Source organism: Sporosarcina aquimarina, assembly GCF_033253705.1.
Lineage (GTDB): Bacteria > Bacillota > Bacilli > Bacillales_A > Planococcaceae > Sporosarcina > Sporosarcina aquimarina.
The window spans coordinates 1-1,078 of the sequence record NZ_JAUBDH010000025.1; the positions used below are offsets into that span (position 1 = coordinate 1).

Consider the following 1,078-nt stretch of genomic DNA (forward strand, 5'->3'; position numbering starts at 1 on the left):
GGCATCCTAAACCAACTGGAAGATACTGTACAGAGATATGATCAAAAGATTGAAGCGAGCGAGGATACGAGTGTGCGCAAAAAACTTCGTTCCGAACGGAAAGAACCGAAACAATACCGGAAACAATTCGAGGACTTCTTGAGACGCAAAGAAAAATACCGCAAAGACATGGAAATCTTCGGATCACGGAACAGCTATTCCAAAACAGATCACGACGCCACCTTTATGCGGATGAAAGAAGATCACATGAAGAATGGTCAACTCAAGGCCGGTTATAATGTGCAAGTTGCTACAGAAGGGCAATACGCACTTGCTTACGATATTTATCCGAATCCAACCGATACCCGCACACTCATTCCATTTCTTGATCGAATTGAAAAAGATTTTTTTGATCTACCTGACTATATTGTCGCAGACGCTGGCTATGGCAGTGAACAGAATTATGGAGATATTCTCGACAACAGAGAGCGAGTTCCATTGATTACCTACAACCAATATCGGAAAGAACAGAAGAAGAAATGGAAAGAGAATCCTTTCAACACGGCGAATTGGGCATATGATGCAAACAATGATAGTTATACCTGCCCGAATGGCCGACAGCTCTCATTCAGCCACTTTTCGAAACGAACCGACAAGTATGACTTCACGCGCCATTTTAAAATCTACGAATGTGAAGATTGCTCCGATTGTCCCTTGCGCTCCAACTGTACCAAAGCAGAGGAAGGAAACAATCGAAAGTTATCAATCAATGAAACATGGGAAACGCATAAAGCTACCATCCGTGCGAAGCTTTCAGAGAAGAAAACAGGTGTACTCTACGGGAAACGGAAGATTGACGTAGAACCAGTTTTTGGATTTCTGAAGGCGAATTTGTCGTTCACTCGATTCTCCGTAAGGAGTCATGAGAAAGTAAGGAATGAAATGGGTTTTGCCTTCATGGCCGTTAATCTAAGGAAATACACGGCTATGAACAGTTAACCAGACTGAAAATAGGAATTCATGACAAGAAAAAGCGAATCCTCACTGAATTTCAAGTGAGGATTCGCTTTTTTACTTCATATGAGCTAGTTTTGTCCCA

General features: G+C 42.1%; 1 protein-coding gene. It reads left to right on the plus strand.

What is annotated here, in order from left to right; all coding sequences use genetic code 11:
• The coding region (locus QT716_RS16250; protein WP_317937210.1) for a transposase at nt 1-978 on the plus strand (978 nt) is incomplete at its 5' end.
• Between the last annotated feature and the right edge of the window lie 100 nt (nt 979-1,078).